Raw genomic sequence first — 1107 nt, 5'->3', positions numbered from 1 at the left:
CCACTACCTCACCCCGGCTGACCGTGGAGCGCTCGACGACCGATCCAAGACCGTGGTCCTCGTCGACGACGAACTGACCACGGGGAAGACCGCCCGGAACACCATCCGGATGCTGAACACCCTCACCCCGCGCAGCCGATACGTCATCGCGACGCTCGCGGACCTCCGAGACGCCAGATCCCGCACCGAGCTCGCCCACTTCGCCGACGAACTCGGAATCGACCTGTCGGTGGTGTCGTTGTTCAGCGGCGAGCTGACCATCCCGCTGGATGCGGTCGCCGAAGCCCAGCAGGTCATCGCGGAGATCGAAGCGGACCTCGCCGCACCCGCAGCGCAGCGGATCACCCCGGCGTCGGTGGTGGTCCGTGGACACCGTAACTCGACCGCGCACCCCCGCGACGGGGTCGCCGACCTTCGCGTCCTCGACAACGCCGCTTCGGAGATCGCCTCGCTGATCGCTCCGGTCCTGACCGGCTCCACCCTCGTGCTCGGGATCGAGGAGGACATGTACGTGCCGCTCCGCACCGCCGTCCACCTCGAGCAGGCGCACCGCGGGCTGGTCCATTTCGGAGCGACGACCCGGTCACCGGCGCTCGCGTACGACCACCCCGACTACGGCATTCGGGACGTCATCAGCTACCAGGTCCCACAGGCAGACGGTGACACGTCAGCGAGGTTCCTCTACAACGTCGGCGTTCAGTACGACGCCGTCGTCATCATCACCGGCGGTCCCGCCGCGACCGACTCCCTCACCGCGACGGCGAACAGCCTTCTTTCCCAGCTCAGCATGCGCACAGACAGGATCCACATCATCGAAGCCCAGACCATGCCGGCAGCCTCGGAGCCGCTCCGCGGACCGGAGTTCGGCAGCTACCCGACCGAGGACGTCACCTGGCTCCTGAAGGACCTCTCCGACGTCGCGCTCGAGGTCAGCGCTGAGGACCGTGAGGAAGCAGTGCAGAACGGCGGAATGCACTACGCCGAGGCGCTGCCGATCGAGTACCAGCCCACCCCGGCATACCAAGACCTGTTCCGTCATTCGCTGACCGAGCACCGCCGACAGGTTGCTCTCCACGTCGCCACCGCCGCGGAGCGCATCTGGACCGC

The 1107-nt window shown here is 67.6% G+C and carries 1 protein-coding gene; it reads left to right on the top strand.

Annotated elements, in window-relative coordinates; all coding sequences use genetic code 11:
- Positions 1–1107 (top strand): phosphoribosyltransferase domain-containing protein (locus tag GH736_RS23300; protein ID WP_203230930.1); only part of this gene is annotated, 1107 nt, incomplete at both ends.

It is taken from the genome of Agromyces humi (genome assembly GCF_009720255.1).
GTDB classification, from domain to species: Bacteria; Actinomycetota; Actinomycetes; order Actinomycetales; family Microbacteriaceae; genus Agromyces; species Agromyces humi.
This window is presented reverse-complemented; position numbering and strand designations above follow the sequence as displayed.